This is a genomic window from Acinetobacter legionensis (assembly GCF_048551735.1).
Classification (GTDB): domain Bacteria; phylum Pseudomonadota; class Gammaproteobacteria; order Pseudomonadales; family Moraxellaceae; genus Acinetobacter.
In genome coordinates this window covers 1-369 of the sequence record NZ_JBIMBV010000103.1, presented here as the reverse complement: position 1 = coordinate 369, position 369 = coordinate 1, and the positions used below count along the sequence as shown (strand labels likewise).

Sequence of the window (369 nt, the reverse complement as noted above, 5' to 3'; positions counted from 1 at the left end):
TGGATGGTGGCTCTCTTTCATATTTTGAAAGGTTAAACCTTAGGGCAGTTCTTTCGATCTACAGAAATGGAGCTTTAGTCGCCCGACAGGAAACACCTCCGACTGATGTGATGAGCTCTGGTGGATTTTATTTCACAGGAACTTTTGCAGTGAATGCTGGGATAGAAGACATTTATAGCGGACCAGCTACTTATGTTCTCAAATTAGGTTTTGCAAATCGCAATACTCGCGCGATACGTATTACATTAAACAGCACTACAGGTATTTTTAGTATTCAAAGTCCACAAATGATTCTGACGGAAATGAAGAAATGACAGCTATTATTTCAAAAAGAGGTGAGCTGCTACAGTTGATTTATGCAAATAAAGA

Annotated in this window: 1 protein-coding gene; it reads left to right on the top strand. The window is 39.0% G+C overall.

Annotation, left to right across the window (positions count from 1 at the left end; genetic code table 11):
• Positions 1 to 314 (top strand): hypothetical protein (locus ACG9ZL_RS21205; protein WP_419361903.1); only part of this gene is annotated, 314 nt, incomplete at its 5' end.
• Positions 315 to 369 lie beyond the last annotated feature (55 nt).